The sequence below is a fragment of the Arthrobacter sp. Soil761 genome (genome assembly GCF_001428325.1).
Classification (GTDB): domain Bacteria; phylum Actinomycetota; class Actinomycetes; order Actinomycetales; family Micrococcaceae; genus Arthrobacter.
In genome coordinates, this window is record NZ_LMSF01000030.1 from 144814 (window position 1) to 161930 (window position 17117).

Below are 17117 nucleotides of genomic sequence, written 5' to 3' on the forward strand. Positions count from 1 at the left end.
ACTGCGTTGCTTCCGGCTGATTGGTGTTTCCCGTTGGGCGGTGCCGCAACGTGTGAGGATAGGCTGGTTGCCGGTCGGAAGGAGCAGCAGGGTGGATAACTCCCCGGAGGCGGCGTCGCTGGCGCAGGGATTGCGGATAGTGCGCCTGGTCATTGACCGGGAAAAGACGGGGAAGCAGCTTATGGGTGTCTCCCAGTTGGCCGCCGAGCTGGACATGGACCAAAGCCGCGTCTCCCGTTTGACCCAGGAGCTTTGTGAGCTTGGCCTGCTGGAGCGCCGCGAACGCGGCCCGTTCCGCGTAGGGACGGGCTTCTTCGGCCTTGCCGCCACCCTCAATACGGGGTGGATCCGGCATGCGGCGGCGGAACTGGAGGCGCTGGTGGCCACTACCGGGCTGCGCGCCCGGGTCTCGGTCCGCGACGGCTACCGGGTCATCCTGCTCCTGGCGTCCAGCAACGATTCGCAGGCGGGCAGCTTCGTCCAGCCCGGCATGGTGACGCCTGTGTGGTGTACCGGATCGGGCAGGGCGCTGTTGTGGGACCATAAGCGGCGCGGGTTTGAAGCTTTGCTTTCCAACGTGAACTTTGTCGGCGTCGGTGGTCCCGGCGCCCCGCATTCCAGCGCGGAGGCCTGGGAACTCATGGCCAAAGACAAGCCCCATGGTTTCGTTGTCGCCACGGAGGAATTCGAACACGGCATCGTGGAGGTGGCCGTGCCTGTCCGGGATCCGGGCGGTGGGATCGTCGCTTCGCTGAGTGTGCTGGGCGGGCAGCCGGACGTTGGACCCCGCGCAGGGGAATTGGCGGATGTGCTCGCGGAGGCCGCGGCAAGGCTCGGTTCGGTCCATCCCGGGCCGGAGGGGTAGGCGGCCCTTAGGGGTTGCTGTCCGGAGACCGCCATCCCAGCATGCCTTCCAGCCAGCGGCCCTGGCGGACGAGCGCTTCGGCGTGCCGGGACCGGCTGGGTTCAAGGCGGCCCTTCAGGCCCACCACCTGCAGGGCCGCCACCACGTCGCCCCTGAAATCCCTGATGGGTACGGCCAGTGAGTAGAGCCCGGGCTCCGCTTCCTCGTCGACGATGGAGTAGCCGCGGACCCGTGCGTCCCTGAGCCGTGCCAGGAAATCCTCGACGTCCGCGGGGGTGTTCGGGCCGTGCTGCTGGAACTGGACGCCCGCGAAGATTTTGCGGACCTCATCGTCCGGAGTCTCCCACAAAAGTGCCTGCCCGGCGTCGCTGCAGTAGGCAGGGTAGGGCCGGCCCAGCCACGAGCCCACCAGCCGGCTGCTCGCCGGGACGCTTTCGCCCACCGTTACGGTGCTCCTGCCGCTGAGGACCCCCAGGAAGCACCCCTCATCAGTCTCCCTCGAAAGGCGTTCCAGGGCGGCGGTCCCGTCGGTTGCCAGCCGGCGCCGGGTCAGCAGGAGGGCGTCGGTCAGGACGCTCCAGTCCAGGGCGAAGGTGCGTTCGGGGGTTCTCCGCAGGAAACCTTCCTGTTCAGCTGTCCGCAGGCTTCTGGAAACCTGGCTTCGGTCCCTGCCCAGGTCCGCAGCGATCTCTGCAACCGTGCCGCCGGGGAGGCCACGCAGGTGGCGTTCCCCGGCCGCCAGGACGGCCATGACGCCACGTCCCATGCTTGAAGTCCTCGACATGGTCCGAGTCTAGAGGACCGCCCGCCAGGGTCAGGAGATGGCGAAGACGCGGGCCGGGAAGCCGCTCCCTTCGGAGGGTTTGGCCCAGCTGGCCACGATTGCGGCACCCGATTCAGGGAGGCCGGACAAATCAGCCATCAGTTCTATCTGCCAGCGGTCCTTCGCCAGGATGTAGGTTTCCAGGCTAAAGTCCCCCTGCGAGGTTGCCAGCCCCGGATCGGTGTCCGTTTGCTCGTGCCCGATGGCCGAAACCCAGCGTTCCTCCACCAGGAAGGACAGCACCTCACGGGACCACCCGGGAGTGTGGCTGACTCCGTCCGCATCCTTGTTGGCCATGGCATCTCCGTCCGGCCACCGTGAGCTCCAGCCGGTCCTCAGGGCAACGAAGCATCCAGCCGGGATTCTTCCGTTCCGGTCTTCCCATCCGTGCACATCCTGCAGGGTGGGGGTTGCATCCGGATCCCGTTCCACCCGCCGGGTGATGTCCAGGACCACAAGGGGAAGAATCATGTCCTGGACTGGAATCCGGTCGAGGGTGCGTCCACCCCGGATGAAGTGGGAAGGCGGATCCACATGCGTGCCCCACTGGCCAACGATCGAATACCGGTGGGCCGTAAACCCGTCGCCCCTTTCAAGGTCGAAAAGAGCCTCCCGGGTTTCGTCCGGAAAGGCGGCGAAACGGGGCTGGCCTGGATGGAAGGCATGGGTGAGGTCCGTGAACGTCCTGCCTGCCAGGGCGGACTGAAGCGCGGGCCAGGCGGCAGTGGTGGTGAGTGTCATGATGCTGCCGCCGCCGAGGGGGTTTTACGGTGCAGCCCACCGGCCACGCTCACGGGACCGGTCACCTCGATGACAGGCAGTTCCCACGGGTGGATGGCCACCAGTTCCTGCATAACCCGTTCCAGGACGGCCTCGTCCAGGGTGGCATCAAAATAGGTGGTGAAGACGAACGTGGGGGAGAGGGTCTGCTCGCCCACCCTGCCAAGCGTGGGAGACGCCCCTTCGCCGCACGAGAATCCTTCGAATCCGATGCCGGATTCGAAGACGTGCTTGTAGTTCCCGAAATCACCGAGGTCCGGGTAATGCCCAACGGTGTGCAGGAGTTCTGCCAGCCCCGGATCCTGCTGGACGGCGTTGGCGTCTCCGGCGGCTATCCGGCCGAAGGTTTCCGCACTGATGGGCCAGTGGACCCGTAGCTTGCGGACACTGTTCAGGTGCACACTCACGAATATTCCTCCTGTAATGGTCGTTGCTGCAGTCATCGTGGCACACAGTGATATGCATTACAAGCATGGAAACTTGCCTATAATGAACAAAACAGCCAACAATCGACCGGAGGTGCGATGCCTAGCCGCCGTTCCCTGTCCACCCTGCTTGACGCCGGCGCAGGCCTCGTAGCTGACGGCGCCCTGGCCACCGAACTGGAGGCCCGCGGCTGCGATTTGAACGACGCACTGTGGTCCGCCAAGGTCCTCCTGGAGCAGCCCGAGCTGATCAGGGACGTGCACCGGGACTACTTCGCCGCCGGCGCGAACATCGCCACCACCGCCAGCTACCAGGCCACGCCCCGGGGGTTTGCGGCGCGGGGGATGGGCGAACGGGAAGCCCTGGAGCTCGTTGCGCTGTCCGCCCGGTTGGCGGATGAAGCGCGGCGGCAGCATCTGGAGGACCACCCGGACGCCGGGCCGCTGCTGGTCGCCGGTTCCGTGGGTCCCTACGGTGCCTACCTTGCGGACGGCTCGGAGTACCGGGGGGACTACGCCCTCACCGCAGAAGAGTTCCAGGACTTCCACGCCCCCCGCATCGCCGCGCTGGTGGACGCCGGCGTGGACCTCCTGGCCTTGGAAACGCTGCCTTCCTTCGCTGAGGCCGAAGCCCTCCTGGCACTCAGCCGGGAACACGGCGTCGACACCTGGTTCTCCTTTTCCCTGCGCGACGGCGGGCACATCAGCGACGGAACCCCGCTCGCCGACGTGGCCCGGCTCCTTGACGGACAGCCCCACGTCGCCGCCGTGGGTGTGAACTGCGTCCCGCTCAACCTGGTCGCTCCCGCGCTCGCAGCACTGGGCCTGCACACGGACAAGCCGCTGCTGGCCTATCCCAATTCGGGGGAGACCTACCATCCCGTGACAAAGACGTGGAGCCAGGACCGGGCGGCTTCCGGCAGCGGTGCTCCCTCCAGCCTCGGCACAGGTGCCCCTGGGTGGCGGCAGCTTGGTGCCCGCATCGTGGGCGGCTGCTGCCGGACCACGCCCGCCGACGTCGCAGCGTTGGCCGGGAAGGCATAGTTACCGGGAACACTGCCGTCTCCACGGGTGTTAAAACCTAAGGAGAAATGAACGATGAACAACAGAACTTACACAGCACTTGTTGTACCGGCCGGCAATTCCGAGCCGATGCGCATCGAGCAGGTGCCGGCAGACCTGCAGGCCTTGGAAGCCCTGGTGGGCGGGCCGCTGGAGTCGGTGATCCGCGGCGACTGGCATGTCTACCTCAACGCCGAAAGCGTCACCATGCTCCTGCCGGTCAACTTCCGCGCCGGGCAGCTGATGCACGAATGCGGCCTGGACCTTGACGGGATCCGTGGCACCGCGGTCTTCCTCGGCCGCGGCGATCACGGGGCCGAAGCGGACATCCCGGACCACTTGTCCCGGCTTGCGGAGGAGCTTTTCGGGGCCCCGCTGGCCGCGTAGGCTTAGTCCCCGCGGACCCCGTAGGTGCTCAGCACGTTGCCCTTGCTGGTGGTGGACTGGTCAAGCAACACCAGCCGGGTCAGCGGGTCACCGTCCTGGAACAGCCTGCGGCCGCTGCCGGCAATGACCGGGTGCGTCATCAGCTGCAGCGAGTCCAACAGCCCGGCGAACAGCAGCTGCCGCACCACCGAGATGCTCCCGCACACGGCGATCTCGCCGCCGTCGCGGTCCTTCAAGGCGGCAACGAACTCCTCAAGCGGAGCGTCCATCAACTGAGAGTTCTGCCATTCCAGCTGCCCGGTCAGGGTGCGTGACGCAACGAACTTTTCCACCGGGTTGATGAACGCGGCAAAGTCCTGGTCTGCCGAGGCGGTGGGCCAGTAACCAGCCCACTCCTGGTAGCTGACGCGGCCCAGGACCACGGTATCCACGGTGTTCATCATCTTGGTCAGGCCCGCGCCGAGTTCGTCGTCGAAGCTGTCGAACTGGAACTTGAAGGGTTCGGACACCACCCCGTCCACGGAGTGGAACAGGCCGGCAGTGACTTTGCGCATGGGAACCTCCAGTTTTCGAGCGGACAGGCATTACGGTATGCGCCCAGGGCCTTTCCGGGAAGGGCGCCGGACCTTATTTTGGCCCGGGAATTCGGACGACGGCGGATGGTTACGTTAGCTTGATCACTCGCCGTGTCGTCTTGCACGGTTTCGCGCCGGCCGGGCCCCATACTTGTTTTTGAGCGGCTTTCGCCGTCCCCCCGGCCAGGCAGGAGGAAGTGCATGGAAACCCTGAAAAAAGTCGTGACCAACCAGTATTTTCCTGCCGGCGCTGTCCTGACGGCCGTAGTGCTGTTCTGGGTTGTTGGAATGCTGGGCGGACTGTCCCTGCTCAACAACAACCAGCCACCGCTCACCACCCTGACCTGGATGCTGTTCGTCTACGCGGCAGCTGTGCTGACCCCCCTCGCGGGCCTGCTGGCCGCCGTCGACCTGGTCCGCCGCTGGCGCCGCAACCGCGCCGCCGCACCCGATGTGCACGCTGAACCTGCTGCTTCCGCAACGACCGTGACGCCGTACGCTGGCCGGCCGGCAGAAACACCCGCCAATGCGGCAGCCGTTGCTGAGCAGCGGCCGTCCGGTCAGAAGGCCCCGCAGAAGAAGTCTGGCGGGAAAAAGGCAGCATAGCGCCTACGGTGCGAGCATCACCTGGTTCCGCCCTGCGGCCTTTGCCGCGTAAAGGGCTGCGTCGGCTTCATTTAGCAGCATTTCGGCACTCACCACATGCCCCGCGGAGAACCCGGAGACTCCAGCGCTGAACCCCAACTGGCCCGATGGGTCGCCGGCATGGGGTATGGCCAGGTCACGTACGGCGCATAACGCCCGTTCCACAAGGGCCCTGGCCCCGATCACGCCCTGTCGGGGAAGCACCAGCAGGAACTCCTCGCCCCCGAACCGGTAGACACCGTCAGTCCGTCGTGCCGTTGCCGCGAGGGTGGATGCCACCGCCCGAAGGGCCAGATCGCCGGCCTGGTGACCGTAGAGGTCGTTGTAGCTCTTGAAATTGTCCACGTCGCACAGCGCCACACTGTACCCCTCGCCATGGCGGGCGCTCCGGGCGTGCAGTTGCTCCAGGTCCTCTGAAAGTTTCAACCGGTTGTGAAGTCCGGTCAGGGGATCGGTGCGCGCTTGCTCCGAGAGGACTTTCCGGTAGTGTGCGAGGTCCGCGTGAAGCGTGGTGATTCGCAACGCCACTAGGAGCCTGGTGTGCAGGACAAAGGGGTCCAACGGCTTGGTGACGTAGTCGTCGGCGCCGGCCTCGAGCCCGGACAGAACGTCGTCGCGCGATCCTTGCGAGGTCAGCAGCACGATGTAGGTGTACAGCTCAGGCTCCTCTGCACGGATGGCCCGGCAGAGTTCCAATCCGTCCATCACGGGCATCATCCGGTCGGTGACCACCACATCCGGCCGGTGTGCCTGGAACAGGGCCCATGCCTCGCCACCGTCCGCAGCCGTCATGCAGTCATGCCCCGAACGTTCGACGGCGGCCCTGGCCACCAGGAGCGACCCCGGATCATCGTCCGCTACGAGAACTCTCAATGGTCCCCCTTCACTGCGGCCTCCAGTTCGGCGTCCAATCGGTGCAGTTCAGCCTCGAGCCGGCTGACGAGTCCCTCGGCGTTGCCCAGTTGCCCGTTGCGGCCCAGTTCTTCGAGCTCGGCACAGACCGAAACCACGCCGGAGGCTCCGATGTTTGCCGCGGACCCCTTCAGGGCGTGGGCAGCCTGCACCAGGACCTGGCTGTCGCCAGGAACCGCTGCGCGGAGCGCCGCCACGCGCACCTGGCTCTCCCGTCGGAACGCCTCCAGCGTTGCCCGCAACAATGCCCCTCCGTCATCCTGGCCCAGGTCCCTAAGGACGGCGATGCGGTCCGGGTCCAGTACGGGCCCGGGGCTTCCGGCGGAAGGACCTCCGGTGACAGCAAGAGGCTGCGGGAGCTGCACGGGAACCCAGCGGGACAACGCAGCTTCCAGGGCAGCCGCGTCCACGGGTTTTGACAGGTAATCGTCCATGCCCGCGGCGAGGCAGCGTTCCCGGTCTCCATCGAGGGCGCCTGCGGTCATGGCAATGATGGGCACCCGGATTGCAGAGGGCAGGCGGCGGATCTCGCGGGTTGCCTCGAAGCCGTCCATCACCGGCATGTGGCAATCCATCAGGATGGCGGAGTATCTTGTCGCGGCCGCGGCCGCCACCGCTTCGGCACCGTTGCAAACCACATCCACCGCGTAGCCGAACTTTTCGACTGTTGCGCGTGCCACCAACTGGTTCACCTCATTGTCCTCAACGACCAGGATCTGCCCGCGGCGCGGCGTGCCGCGCCCAGCCTGCGCGGTTCGGGCGGGCCTTGGGCGGCTCCAGGATTCCGGTGTGGGCTCGCGGGTCGAGATCAGGCGGACCAGCCGGTTGTAAAACTCGGAACTGCGGACGGGTTTCATCAGCCACTCACGCACACCCGCGGCGGCAATCTCTGCCGGGTCTACCTGCATGGTCGAGGTCAGCATGATCAGTTCCATGCCCGCAAGTGCTGCGTCGGCCTTGATGCGCCGGGCCAGCTCCAGGCCATCCGTGTCGGGCATGCAGTAGTCCAAAACGGCGAAATGGAAGGGTGTCCCGGCCTGCCGCGCGGCGCGGGCCACTTCCAAAGCGGCCGTCGCGTCCGGAACGGATTGCGGTTCAAGGCGCCAGCCACGGAGCTGGGATTCGAGGACCAGTCGGTTTGTGGCATTGTCATCCACCACCAGGACGCGGAGACCGGTGAGGAATCCGGCGGTCGGCACAGGATCCGTGGACGGGGGTGCTATGGGCAGCGGCAGCCGGAACCAGAATGTGCTGCCCTGGCCCGGCGCACTGTCCATCCCGATGGCACCGTCCATCACAGCGGTCAGGCGCCTGCAGATGGCCAGGCCAAGACCCGTACCGCCGTAGCGGCGGGTGGTGGAAGCATCCGCCTGCGAGAAGGATTCAAACAATTTGCCGTGATGTTCCGGGCTGATGCCAATGCCGGTGTCGCGGACCTCGAACTCAATTGCCGCGGTGCTTCCCGGGCCGTAGCCCGGGTCTTTGGCCGTGACCCGGATGGAGACCTCCCCGGATGCCGTGAACTTCACGGCATTGGAGGCAAGGTTGAGCAATATTTGCCGGATCCTGCCGGAGTCGCCCTGCAAACGGGCAGGAACGTCAGGCTCACAGTAGGCGATCAGCTCCAGGTTCTTGGCCAGTGCAGGTTCGGCCAGCAGGGCGGCCACCTCTTCGACGAGGACCCTGGGGTCGAAGGGACGGACGTCCAGGTCCACCTTTCCGGCCTCCAGCTTCGAGAAATCGAGGATGTCATTGATAAGGGCCAGCAACGATTCCCCCGCACCCTTAACCCCTTGGGCGTACTGACGCTGCGTCTCGTCCAGCCCGGTTTCCAGAAGGAGCCCGGTTAGGCCGACTACCCCGTTCATCGGAGTGCGGATTTCGTGGCTCATGGTAGCCAGGAATTCGGATTTGAGACGGCTGGATTCCAACGCCGCCTCCCGGGCCGCCTCAAGTTCCACGGTGCGGGCAGCCACTTCATCCTCGAGTCCGCCGGTCAGGCTGATGTTCTCGAAGACGATCAGCACCTGACGGACCAGCACGGAGGCAAGGACAGTGGCTCCCACTACGAGAAGGAACGGATCGAGCTCCTGCAGGTGCGGGCCGGCGAATTGGAGTACAGCCAGGAGGAGGGGAACGTATGGGAGCAGTTCCAGTGCAAGCGTGTACCCCTTCCGGTCCGGGCCTGTGTTCTCCACGTACGGTGCGGCAGGAGCCATGGCGATGATGAGGAAGGCGCCCATCCAGCCCAAGGCAAGCGGTGATCCGGTGGTTCCCGTCACGCCGTCGAACGTCATGCGCACGTAAATGCTGTCCGTAACGGCCAGCACCACCAGGCCGCCACCGAAACAGAGCCAGGGCAGGCGCTCGCCCGGCTGACGCCGCATGGCCAGGACCAGTACCAGGGACGTGATCACCAGATCCACCACGGGGTAGGCCATCCCGGTAAGGCGTGTCAGTGGGTCCCCAACAGCGTTGAAGGCGGGGCCAAGGGCCGTGTACCAGCTGACCACAAGCACCGAGCCGGCAATGACGGCGGCGTCCATGACCGCCCGAAACAGCGCGACGGGAGTGCCGGCTCGCCGCTTGAACGAGAACAGCGCCACGACAGCGGGCACCGAGTAGCCAAGGAACAGGGCGTCTGCCAGGGAGGGAAAGGGGTAAACATGGTCGTTCAGAAGGCCGTAAAACGCGTAGAGCGCCATTCCGGCTGCCCAGACGAAGGACGCCGCAGCCATATAGGTCCAGGCCTTCGCGTTCGCACCACCTCGGGCACCGGCTCGCGCACAGCTCACCCCGGCCACCAGGGACGCGGCCAAAATGAGGAAGTCGCCGGTAACAAGGGCGGCCGGAGTGCCCCTGTTCACTGCCAAAAACACCCCGAGTCCAGTGAGGACCAACGCTGCCGCCACGATCCGCGGCCACAGCCGCGACCTACCGCTGTTGACACGGTGTTCCAAGAGACCAGACTGGGACACGGAGACCCCTTCCCCCTAATTGCGCCCAATGCCCCAAAACCGGGGCGGAGCCGCCGGAGACCACGGCGGAGACGCCCCCTCATAATATCCCGCGCACCCTTGGAATTGGCCGGAAATTACCGCCCCTTCAAGGCATTGAGGGCTTCTTCCGCGTTCTGCAATGCGTGGCCAAGCCGCTCACCGGGCTCCGGCAAGGAAAACAGGTAACCCTGCAGCGAATCGCACTCCAGCGCGGCCAGGTAATCCGCCTGCGCCGCCGTCTCAATCCCTTCAGCCGTGACGGTCAGCCCCAGGCTGTGGGCCATGTTGATCATGGAGCTGAGGATCGGCAGGCGCTCGTTGCCGGTCCGCACCATGGACACAAAAGACTTGTCGATCTTGACCGTGTCCACGGGCAGGTCCTGCAGCCGGCCCAGTGAGGAGTAGCCGGTGCCGAAATCATCCAGTGCCACCCTGGCCCCGGCGTCCCGCAGCGTGCTGAGTTGCCGGATCAGGCTGCAGTCGGCGTCGAAAAACACACTCTCGGTAACTTCCATGACCAGCTGGTAGGGGGCCACGCCGCTGGCTGCCGCCAGCCTTAGGACGGTCTCGGCGAAGTCCGGTTCCTGGAGCTGGACCCCGGAGACGTTCACCGCCAGGGACCGCGCCGGATCCTCGCTGAGCCATCGCGCCAGCTGCACCATGCCGGAGGCCATTACCTCGGCCCCGATCTCGCCGATCAGCCCGGTGCGCTCGGCAAGGGGGATGAAGATCGACGGCGGCACCCGCTCGCCGCCGCGGTCCCACCTGGCCAGCGCCTCGAGTTGGACCACCTGCCCCATGCGGTGCGACACGATCGGCTGGAAATCCACGGTGATTTCGCCGCGCGGAACAGCCAGCCGCAGCCCGCCCTCCATGTGGGTGCGCTGCACCAGTGCCTGCATCATGTCCGGGTGGAAGCGGAGGAACCGGTTCTTGCCTGCCGCCTTGGCCGCATACATGGCAATGTCGGCATGCCGCAGGAGTTCCGAGGGCCCAACGCTGTCCTGCCCCAACGAGGCGAGGCCCAGGCTGAGGCTCGGCCGGAGGACAGTGCCGTCGATGGTCACGGGGACGTGCAGGCAGCGCACGATGCACGCCGCGATGGCGTCGGCATCCGGGCACGCCGTCAACAGCACCACGAACTCGTCCCCGCCCAATCGTGCAACAACGTCAGCTGTAGGGACGCAGCCGCGAAGCCGGCGTGCCACTTCGATGAGCATGTCATCACCCGCCTGGTGGCCAAGGATGTCGTTGACCTCCTTGAAGTCGTCCAGGTCAAGGAGCAGGACATCCACCGTCTTCAGCCGGGCTTCCTGAAGTGCTTCGGCCAGGGCGTCGTTGAACACGGCCCTGTTCGCGAGCCCGGTCAGGGGGTCCTGGAACGCCATGGCCCGCAGCTTTTCGGCCTGGACGGCCAGGTCCATCATGGCCCTGTGCGCCTGCTCCTGCGCTTTTCGCCGGGGCGTGACATCGCGGAAGCTCCACACCCGTCCAACGATCTTTTCCTCTACCCGCTGGGGGCGGGAATATCTTTCATAGGTGCGGCCGTCCCTGAACTCGACCACGTCGTGGCTCTCGGCGGCCGGGTCTTCCTGAAGTTCGCCCAGCCGGGCGGTGAAGGCCGCTGGGTCTGCCACCTGCTCCACGATGAGCTGCATGGCCGGTTCTCCGCTGTCCGCTTCCATCAACTCGGGCGGGATGCGCCACATGGCAAGGAATTGTTCGTTGAACCCAGCCACCCTGCCGTCATTGCCCATGACCAGGATGCCGTCGGCAGTGGATTCAAGGGTGGCCGTCAACAAGGACATGGCCTCGCGCAGATCCTCGTCCGCCGCCTTGCGGTGTGCCGTGCCACGGGCGGAGAGCAGCAGCCGCGCTCCGGATTGCCCTGCCCGTTCTTCCGATTGCCCTTCGGGTCCGCGCTCTGCGCGGGCGTGGTCCGCGGTTGGCTGGGGGAGGAGTGCGGCCGCCACTTCGATGGGGATCTCGCTGCCGTCGTGACGGAGTCCCCTGATCTCGCGGGGCAGCGGATGCCCATCCGGCTCTGCAAGGAGCTGGAGGAACAACTGGCCTACCTCGTCGCGGAAATCCTCGGCAATCAGTGGGCGGTGGTCCAGGCCCGCAAAAGCTTCCTTCGGTAAGCCGAAGAGCCTTGACGCAGCAGAATTGGCCGCAAGGATAATACCGTCCGCGGTCAAAGCCAGCAGTGCGTCCGGGCTGGCATCCATGACCACGCCAAAAGTTTGTAATGCCACATCATCGCCACGGCCCATAAAACTGGTCATTACACCACCCCTTCGCCATCATAAAGGCCATTGGCAGGAATTGGGTGCGCACCACGGAAGGCAAATTAGGCGGCGTGGAACAGAGAAAGCGCCGTCCTCCTTTTGGGGAGTCCGGCGCTTCTTGTTTAGGTGAACAGGTGCTGCGGCTACACCCGGCGGCTGCTGCGGTTGGTGACTGCTCCGTAGATCAACAGAACGACGATGGAGCCGAGGATGGCCAGCAGCCAGGTCCTGAGGTCGAAGAATTCGGCCAGTCCGCCGCCAAAGATGAGCGATCCAATCCAGCCGCCCAGAATGGCTCCGACGACGCCGAGGACCAGGGTCACTACCCAGCCGCCGCCCTGGCGACCCGGCAGGATTGCCTTTGCAATGGCTCCAGCAATCAGGCCCAAAATGAGAAATCCGATAATGCCCATGTTGCCACTCCTTGTCAGTAAGTTGTGCCGGGCCCCCATTTCCGGTTCCATCATTCAATCAGCAGGCTTACTACTGTGCAAGGCCTTGAATATCACAGGATGACTGTCAGTTTCAGGCGGAATGCCGTGCTTTTATCAATCGGTGTCCTGACGGTCCTTGGTTCTCCGCCGTATGGACTGGCTTTGGCATCCCGTGAAGCGTTCATTCTCGGGTGCGGCCTGCCTGGCGTCCGCCGATAGGATGGCAAGTCCCCGAACAGACCAAGGAGCGCAGGCATGCCCAGCCAGACCGCCAGGCCCCGTGCCATCTTCCTCGACATCGACGGAACCTACGCCGACCACGGCCTGGCTCCGGCAGCGCACGTGGACGCGGTGCGGACCGCCCGGGCACGGGGCCACCTCGTCTTTGTCTGTACCGGACGCCCGCTGTCCATGGTCCCCGGCCACATCCTGGACGCTGGGTTTGACGGCACCATCACAGGCGCCGGCGCCAGGGTGGAGGTCAACGGGGAGATCCTCAAGGATGCCCGTTTTGAACCCGGCCTGGCCGCACGCATCGTTGAGGCCCTGGATGCCCACAACGCCGCCTACATCCTGGAGGCCCCGGAAGCCCTGCATGGCCGCACCGGTGTGGACCGGCGGCTGAGGGAGGTGCTGGGCCCCATCTTCGCCGGGCGTCCACGCCACGACGGAGTGCTCAGCACGGACGTGGATCCGCTCGAGGACATCCTGGGGCCAATGCATTACGGCGATGACCTCCGCGCCACCTCCTACGCCAAGATCTCCTGCTTCGATGCACCGGTGCCGCTGACCCGCCTGTTGGAGGCCTTCGGGCCGGAGGTTGGGCTGATCCCGAGCTCCCTGTCAGCGCTCGGCGACCGTGCAGGGGAAATCTTCATGGCCGGCACGCACAAGGCGGTGGGCATCCAGGTGGTGGAAGCCCGGCTCGGCCTGGACCGGGCCGACATCATTGCCATCGGCGACAGCGCCAACGACATCGAAATGCTTGAGTACGCAGCCGTCGGCATCGCCGTGGAAGGCGGCCACCCCGCCGTCCTTGCCGTGGCGGACAGGACCACTGCCGCACCCGCCGGCAACGGCGTGGCCCTGGCCTTCGCTGAGCTGGGGCTCCTCGGCTAGGCCGTCCCCTGTCGGGCGTCAGCCCACCGCGCCTGCCGTGGCCAAGGTGCCGGCGGAGGTGCCAAGGCCGCGCACCAGCCAGCCTTCCTCCCGCCACGCTGCCGCGTCCAGCACGTTCCGCGCGTCCAGGACCACCCGCCGTCGTACCAGCTGTCCGGTGACGGCGGGGCACAGCCGCCGGTACTCGTCCCATTCGGTGAGGAGCAGCACCAGTTCGGCATCCTGGAGTGCCCGCCCGGTGGACGCCTCGAAGCGCAGGCGCGGGTAGCGGCGCCAGGCAAGATTGACCGCTTTGGGGTCGGTGACGGTGACGTGCGCCCCGGCAGCGGCCAGCCGGTCCGCCACATCCAGCGCCGGCGAATCCCGGATGTCGTCCGTATCAGGCTTAAAGGAGGCGCCCAAAACAGTGACCGAGCGTCCGGCCAGCGCTCCGCCGCACAGCTCCCTGGCGAGGCCGACAGTGCGTTCACGCTGGCTAACGTTCACCGAATCGACCAGCCGCATCCAGTCCTCCACGGCGGGCACGCCCAGTGTGGCTGCCTGTGCTCCGAAACTGCGGATGTCCTTGGGCAGGCAGCCGCCGCCGAAGCCCAGCCCCGCCTGCAGGTACCTGCTTCCGATCCTGGGGTCCAGCCCCATCGCCTCGCTGAGCTCCGACACGTCCGCGCCGGCAGCATCACACAGCCCTGCCACGGCGTTGATGAAGCTGACCTTGGTGGCCAGGTACGCGTTCGCGGCCGATTTGATCAGCTCTGCCGTGGCGAAGCTGCAGACCAGGCGGGGGATCCCGGCGGCCAGCAGCGGTTCATAGACGGCATCCAGTGCTGCCGCCACCCCAAGGGGTGCGCCGGTTGCCGGGTTGAAGGCAGCGGGCCGGCCGCCCTCCACGCCGTAAACCAGCCGGTCCGGCACCAGCGAGTCCTTGACGGCGGTGCCCTGCCGCAGGAACTCGGGGTTCCAGCCGAGCAGCACGTCGGGCCGTCGCGCCAGGATGCGGCGCAGCATGTCCACGGTGCCAACCGGCACGGTGGATTTGCCCACGACGACGGCGCCCGCGGCCAGGTGCGGCAGCAGGCTTTCCAGGGCTGAGACCAGGAAGGTGAGGTCGGCGGCGTCGGACGCCTTGTCCTGCGGCGTCCCCACGCACAGGAAATGAACCTGCGCGCCCCTTGCCTCTGCCGGGTCGGTGGCGAACCGCAGCCTTCCGGTAGCGCGGCCGTCCTGGAGCAGCTCGTCAAGCCCGGGCTCGTGGAATGGCGCCACCCCCTGCGCCAGTTGCTGCACCTTGCCGGGATCGACGTCGATGCCCACCACCGAGTGGCCCATGGATGCAAGGGCCGCCGCGTGGACAGCGCCCAGGTAGCCGCAGCCTATTACAGAAATCCTCATGACGGTGCTCCTGCCTTTGACGCCTTCCGCGGGGGACCGGGAACCGTCGCGGTGACGTCCCGGTAGTGCTGCGCCAGTTCGGCGCACAGCGCCGGCCAGGTCCTGTCCTGCACCGACGCGTGGGCTGCCGCCGCGAACGCCCGGCGCTTGGCGTCGTCGCCCACCAGGTCCTGCACCCTGGCGCGCATGGCCGCCAGGTCGCCCGGTTCGTAAAGCCACCCGGTCCGCGAATTCTCCACCAGGTCCAGCGGACCGCCCCGCCCCGTGGCCACCACAGGAACAGCCGATGCCATGGCCTCCTGGATGGTCTGGCAGAAGGTTTCGAACTCGCCGGGGTGGACGAACAGGTCGAAGGACGCCACCGCCCGGGCCAGTTCTTCGCCGCCCAGGAACCCGGTGAACACCGCGCCGGGGAGTACCGTCTCCAACGCCGTGCGCTGGGGCCCGTCGCCCACAATCACCAACCGGGTGTTGGGGAGGCCGGAGAGGGCGGCCAGGTCCTCCACCTGTTTTTCCACGGCGAGCCTGCCCACGTAGCCGATAATCCGTTCACCGTTCGGGGCCACCGAAGCCCGCCACCCGCCGTCGCGCTTTTCCGGTGAAAACCGCGCGGTGTCCACGCCGCGGCGCCACATCCGCACCCGCGGAATGCCCCGGCCGCGCAACTGGTTCAGCGCGAACGTGGAGGGCACCAGGGTTCGGGTGGCCAGTAAATGAATGTTCTCCACCCGGTTCCATGCCCAGTTCTCCAAAAAGGGCACACCGTACCGGGCGGCATAGCTGGGGACCTCGGTCTGATAGACCGCCACGGTGGGAATGCCCAGCTGCGCGGCAGCCTGGGCGGCGCGCCAGCCCAGCACGAACGGCGAGGCAAGATGCACCACATCGGGCGCGTACTCGGCAAGGATTCGCTTGACCCGGTACACACCTCCCACGGCCACCCGCACGTTCGTATAGCCTGCCAGCGGAACCGCTGGAAGCCGGTGGACCTCGGCGCCGTTGACGTGGACTGCGGCCTCCCCGTCGTGCGCGGACGGGGCAATGACCATGACGTCGTCGCCCCGCTCCTGCAGATGGTCCAGGACCCGCAGGATTGAGTGCGTGACGCCGTTCATCAACGGCAGAAATGATTCGGCGACGATTGCGATCCTCACCCCTCAACCGTGCGCGGCCTCCCTGAAATGGCGGGGGAGTAGGCGTTACCCGGAGGCAAAGGCCCGGTGAACAACTGGACCCAGTCCCGAAAAAAATTACTAAGTAGGCTTGGCATTCGATGCTAAGCATGCTTACGGTAGGGGGGTAGTCAGCGCAGAGCCTCAAGCAGCCGGGGCGGAAACCGGGCGTCGGAGACATCCCGCGCAAGGACATCCATTGCTGGCAGACCCAGTGCAACGACACATCCAAGGAGAGTCATGCTCAACAGGGAAAATCTTGAAAACCTGCTCACCAAGGGCGGCAACGTCGTCGGTTCCGATGGTACGAAGATCGGTTCGATTGGCCAGTTGTACGCAGACGACGACACGGGTGAGCCCACTTGGGTCACGGTCAAGACCGGCCTTTTCGGCACTTCCGAATCGTTCATCCCGGTCGAAGGCGCACGCCACCAGGACGACGACCTGGTAGTCCCCTACACCAAGGAGCACGTCAAGGACGCGCCCCGCGTGGACGCGGACGGCCACCTCACCCCCGAGGAAGAGGACCGGCTGTACACCTACTACGAACGCGGTGCCCGGACCTACACGCAGGCGACCACCGGCACTGACCGGGACGTTGACCTGCAGGGCGACGCCGACCTGAACGCCGGCACCCCCACGGCAGGCCTGGCGGCAGGCCACGGCACCTCCGACCGCGACACCACACGGGGAACCGTCGGCCACGACACCTCCGGCCCCACCACCGATGACGCCATGACGCGGTCGGAGGAACAGCTTCACGTGGGCACGGAGCGTGAGGCCACCGGCCGCGCGCGGCTGCGCAAGTACGTCACAACCGAGAACGTCACCAAGACCATCCCGGTGGAGCGCGAAGAAGTCCGCATTGAGCGCGAGCCCATCACGGACGCCAACCGCGGTGCCGCCATGGGCGGACCGGCCATCAGCGAGGAAGAGCACGAAATGGTCCTCCATGAGGAGCGCCCGGTGGTGGAGAAGGAAGCCGTCCCCGTGGAGCGGGTCCGGCTGGACAAGGATGTTGTCCGCGACGACGTCACGGTCAACGAGGAAGTCCGCAAGGAAAACATCGAAACAGACGGCGGCAGCCGCCGCTGACAGGTGCGGGGGACTCGTCCCTACGTTCCGCGGGCAGGCTGGCTGAAACAGCGGCCCTGACACGGTGAACGGCGCCGGGAGCCTACTTGGAGGCTCCCGGCGCCGCACTCTTTAAACGCTGGTGCAGCCGCGCATAAACGTGGCTGC

The 17117-nt window shown here is 66.1% G+C and carries 16 protein-coding genes; 6 read left to right on the forward strand and 10 right to left on the reverse strand.

Going from position 1 to position 17117, the window contains the following annotated elements:
- Window positions 1-91 precede the first annotated feature (91 nt).
- Window positions 92-865: an IclR family transcriptional regulator gene (locus tag ASG79_RS19375; protein WP_056393394.1), complete on the forward strand. Its 774-nt coding sequence runs from the start codon at window positions 92-94 to the stop codon at window positions 863-865.
- 7 nt (window positions 866-872) lie between these two features.
- Here ASG79_RS19375 and ASG79_RS19380 read toward each other — a convergent pair whose 3' ends face one another.
- Genes ASG79_RS19380 through ASG79_RS19390 form a run of 3 tightly spaced genes read right to left on the reverse strand, consistent with a single transcriptional unit; the run spans window position 873 to window position 2875 of the window.
- Window positions 873-1649 (reverse strand): IclR family transcriptional regulator, encoded by a 777-nt coding sequence (locus ASG79_RS19380; RefSeq protein ID WP_056393396.1) that lies wholly within the window; start codon window positions 1647-1649, stop codon window positions 873-875.
- Window positions 1650-1679: 30 nt separating this feature from the next.
- On the reverse strand, window positions 1680-2429 hold the full coding sequence (locus ASG79_RS19385) for a cyclase family protein (RefSeq protein WP_056393397.1): 750 nt from the start codon (window positions 2427-2429) through the stop codon (window positions 1680-1682).
- Window positions 2426-2875 carry a hypothetical protein gene (locus ASG79_RS19390; RefSeq protein ID WP_018771813.1) on the reverse strand — a complete coding sequence of 150 codons (450 nt, stop codon included), beginning with the start codon at window positions 2873-2875 and terminating at the stop codon, window positions 2426-2428. Before ASG79_RS19390 ends, ASG79_RS19385 begins: the two co-directional genes overlap by 4 nt.
- Window positions 2876-2992: 117 nt before the next feature.
- On the opposite strand from ASG79_RS19390, the gene mmuM reads away from it, so the two are divergent.
- Both mmuM and ASG79_RS19400 read left to right on the forward strand, forming a co-directional pair.
- Window positions 2993-3937, forward strand: a complete 945-nt coding sequence (gene mmuM, locus ASG79_RS19395; RefSeq protein ID WP_056393398.1) for a homocysteine S-methyltransferase — start codon at window positions 2993-2995, stop codon at window positions 3935-3937.
- Between the two features lie 54 nt (window positions 3938-3991).
- A complete protein-coding gene (locus ASG79_RS19400) occupies window positions 3992-4342 on the forward strand; it encodes a hypothetical protein (RefSeq protein WP_056393399.1) in 351 nt (116 codons plus the stop codon).
- 2 nt (window positions 4343-4344) lie between these two features.
- On the opposite strand, the gene ASG79_RS19405 is transcribed toward ASG79_RS19400, so the two are convergent.
- Window positions 4345-4896 carry a dihydrofolate reductase family protein gene (locus tag ASG79_RS19405; RefSeq protein ID WP_018771810.1) on the reverse strand — a complete coding sequence of 184 codons (552 nt, stop codon included), beginning with the start codon at window positions 4894-4896 and terminating at the stop codon, window positions 4345-4347.
- Window positions 4897-5118: 222 nt separating this feature from the next.
- Between ASG79_RS19405 and ASG79_RS19410 the strand changes: the two genes are divergently transcribed.
- Window positions 5119-5523 (forward strand): hypothetical protein, encoded by a 405-nt coding sequence (locus ASG79_RS19410; RefSeq protein ID WP_056393400.1) that lies wholly within the window; start codon window positions 5119-5121, stop codon window positions 5521-5523.
- A 3-nt stretch (window positions 5524-5526) separates the two neighbouring features.
- Here the strand turns inward: ASG79_RS19410 and ASG79_RS19415 are convergent, their stop codons facing one another.
- From ASG79_RS19415 to ASG79_RS19430, 4 genes are all read right to left on the reverse strand, one after another.
- Window positions 5527-6435, reverse strand: a complete 909-nt coding sequence (locus tag ASG79_RS19415) for a diguanylate cyclase (protein ID WP_056393401.1) — start codon at window positions 6433-6435, stop codon at window positions 5527-5529.
- Window positions 6432-9434, reverse strand: a complete 3003-nt coding sequence (locus tag ASG79_RS19420; protein WP_235509875.1) for a response regulator — start codon at window positions 9432-9434, stop codon at window positions 6432-6434. The genes ASG79_RS19415 and ASG79_RS19420 overlap by 4 nt, the downstream gene beginning before the upstream one ends.
- Window positions 9435-9568: 134 nt before the next feature.
- Window positions 9569-11701, reverse strand: coding sequence for a putative bifunctional diguanylate cyclase/phosphodiesterase (locus ASG79_RS19425; protein ID WP_056393592.1), 2133 nt, complete (start codon window positions 11699-11701; stop codon window positions 9569-9571).
- Window positions 11702-11904: 203 nt separating this feature from the next.
- Window positions 11905-12174, reverse strand: a complete 270-nt coding sequence (locus ASG79_RS19430; protein WP_056393405.1) for a GlsB/YeaQ/YmgE family stress response membrane protein — start codon at window positions 12172-12174, stop codon at window positions 11905-11907.
- Between the two features lie 276 nt (window positions 12175-12450).
- Between ASG79_RS19430 and ASG79_RS19435 the strand changes: the two genes are divergently transcribed.
- Window positions 12451-13314 (forward strand): HAD family hydrolase, encoded by an 864-nt coding sequence (locus tag ASG79_RS19435; protein WP_056393407.1) that lies wholly within the window; start codon window positions 12451-12453, stop codon window positions 13312-13314.
- An 18-nt stretch (window positions 13315-13332) separates the two neighbouring features.
- Here the strand turns inward: ASG79_RS19435 and ASG79_RS19440 are convergent, their stop codons facing one another.
- Window positions 13333-14703 carry a UDP-glucose dehydrogenase family protein gene (locus ASG79_RS19440; RefSeq protein WP_056393408.1) on the reverse strand — a complete coding sequence of 457 codons (1371 nt, stop codon included), beginning with the start codon at window positions 14701-14703 and terminating at the stop codon, window positions 13333-13335.
- Window positions 14700-15857: a glycosyltransferase family 4 protein gene (locus tag ASG79_RS19445; RefSeq protein ID WP_056393410.1), complete on the reverse strand. Its 1158-nt coding sequence runs from the start codon at window positions 15855-15857 to the stop codon at window positions 14700-14702. The genes ASG79_RS19440 and ASG79_RS19445 overlap by 4 nt, the downstream gene beginning before the upstream one ends.
- 258 nt (window positions 15858-16115) lie before the next feature.
- Between ASG79_RS19445 and ASG79_RS19450 the strand changes: the two genes are divergently transcribed.
- The gene (locus ASG79_RS19450; protein WP_056393412.1) at window positions 16116-16970 is read left to right on the forward strand and encodes a DUF2382 domain-containing protein; all 855 of its coding nucleotides are present in this window, start codon (window positions 16116-16118) and stop codon (window positions 16968-16970) included.
- Window positions 16971-17117 lie beyond the last annotated feature (147 nt).